A 1,960-nucleotide genomic window follows, 5' to 3' on the forward strand; every position below is an offset into this window, starting at 1 on the left:
GCTTGAGCGTATCGCCGCAGGTTGGCCATCAAGCGATCTCGACGCTCTGATGCCCTGGAACTTCAAGAAGTAACGGCCTCACGTCACCGCTTACGCTTTGCTTCCGTTCCCGAGATCCGAGCCTAATCATGCTTTTCTCCATGCGGAAGCCGCAGCTCGCCTTCATTCTGCAATGGTTGATTTGGCGACGAAAGCACCAGTCTCTGATAATGATCGCTCAAGACAAAACGCGAGTACCTCTACAACTGAATTGCTAAGTCCGACAGGCGTTAATCAATTGTTCTTGTTCAAAATCGGAGCGCCGGTTTACGCTATCCGCTCGCGCGAGCGGCGCGTTCGCCCGCTTTCTGAACGAAATGGTATAGAAGCAGGTCAGCTTCCAAGATGTGCTCGATCCGGCTGAATCTACGAAGTAGGTCCGCCAGTTGACGCACGACCTCAAGTTGCGGTCGCATCGGCACAGCACCCGGCGGGAGGCCAAGTAATTCGCTGATATTTTTTGGATATATTTCGGGATCACCTCCTGCCTCGAAGAGCGTAAACTGAGATAGTCTGTCTAGCGCTTGGGAGACATCGTTGAGTGTAGGAACCTCCGAGGGGTTTGCCGCAGTCAACTGCTGCGTAAAAGGCGATGAAAGCAAATTCATAGCATCTTTTGGAGCACTGCGAATAGCTTTATTGACGGCCGCCTCATTCTGAATGTCTAGTCCCTCAAGCCACGAGATAACCGGTCTAAATAACGTCTTATCACGAGGCGGCACGAAATTAAAATTCTGCTTACTTATTCGGCTGAAAACGATCAATCGCAATGCCAGTTCGTAGAACGGATCCCTCAACGAAATCATGGTTACATCTATATTATAATCTATGTATACTTGAAAATTCTTAAGCAAAATTCTGCCAGAAACATAAACGGATGGTTGATGAATAATCTCAATCATCTGTCGAATTGTCTCATAGCCATAGCGTTCCACACGATGCTCAAAGAATTGAAAATGAGATTTAAGGCTGACATCTATTTCGCTGTGGGGGACGTACGCTGTTTCTATTCTCAATACCTTCTTCGAAACAAACTCCCCAGGCTGAGCGCGGCGATAAAAAATGAGTCCGCTGTCTGGATCCGATAATTCCACACGGAACGCCGTACTAAGACCCGGTATGTTGTCCTCGCTGAGGATGAAGCCTACATTACCAGTTTGATGAACTCCCTGTGCTCTCGCTCCCTCGATGAAAATCCAAGTCTGAATCTCAGTTATTCTTTCGTCATCATTGATGCGTACATTTATCTTTGGGGATGTCGAGAAACCGTCCGGCACGAAGTAACCGTGCACTTCCGCTCCGTTATCGAGGTAGACGCAGAAATTCATGATGCCTCAAGAGCCCTTCTCTCACCGATCCGTTATATGAAGCGGACCTAGCGAGCGCAAGCAGCGCGCAGCAAGAACATGAACGCGACGGACAGCCCACAGAGGGCACAGCAACTTCTGCATGTTTCGTCATATTCTCTACGCTTGCCATACGCCTATGCGGTGTGTTTGCGAGTTGGGGAAGTCTGCGGATTAAAGGTTGGAGGATATCGACCGTTCCCGGATGGTGATCCATGTCCGTCATGGCAAGGGTGGCAAAGCCCGCTATGTCACAGACGACTGGAGAAGCATTCAGCCTTGAATAGAAGCTTGACGAACCTTAGCGAATTACCCGGCCGCTCTCGTTTCTGCAGGCAGCCAATTGTTGAGCTGCAGCCTGAGCTCATCGGCATCGTAAGTTCCGCTGAATCGGTGCAATGCGCCTACGCGCTCAAACGCGCCATGCAAGCAAGACCCCTTGGGAGGAGCGAGTTCCTTTTCATAGCCCGATACCTCAAACGTAAGCGGTTAGCCGACCACGCTCGACTCGAAGTTCCACGGCATCAGAGCGTCGATATCCTGCGCGGGCCATCCGTTGGCCATGCGAACTAAGG

Annotated in this window: 1 protein-coding gene; it reads right to left on the reverse strand. The window is 50.5% G+C overall.

What is annotated here, in order from left to right:
* Positions 1–311 precede the first annotated feature (311 nt).
* On the reverse strand, positions 312–1,367 hold the full coding sequence (locus ABIE33_RS36180) for a hypothetical protein (RefSeq protein WP_429133955.1): 1,056 nt from the start codon (positions 1,365–1,367) through the stop codon (positions 312–314).
* Positions 1,368–1,960: the final 593 nt, after the last annotated feature.

The sequence above is a fragment of the Ensifer sp. 4252 genome (assembly GCF_050434565.1).
Taxonomy (GTDB): domain Bacteria; phylum Pseudomonadota; class Alphaproteobacteria; order Rhizobiales; family Rhizobiaceae; genus Ensifer.